The organism is Rhizobium ecuadorense (assembly GCF_001187535.1).
Lineage (GTDB): Bacteria > Pseudomonadota > Alphaproteobacteria > Rhizobiales > Rhizobiaceae > Rhizobium > Rhizobium ecuadorense.
Genome location: NZ_LFIO01000424.1, coordinates 1 through 209 on the forward strand (window position 1 = coordinate 1; position 209 = coordinate 209).

Consider the following 209-nt stretch of genomic DNA (forward strand, 5'->3'; position numbering starts at 1 on the left):
AGGAAGAGGAGAAGCGGGGGCTTGTCCGGTTGAACCTGATCGGCCTTTGCTTCACCTTGTGCGCAATGCTTTTGACAATTGTCATGGTGGCGCTCGTCGGGGTCATGCCTGTTGTCCTCTCCTATCTCTGGCTTGATCAATTCAAGGAGCACATGGCCCTTCTCATGCGATGGCCGCTGCTTCTGCTGGTCGTCGCTGTGGCCGTTACA

Annotated in this window: 1 pseudogene; it reads left to right on the top strand. The window is 56.0% G+C overall.

Annotated features, from left to right (window positions below):
- A pseudogene (locus tag AF337_RS44260) lies at nt 1-209 on the top strand (ribonuclease); the annotation flags it as partial.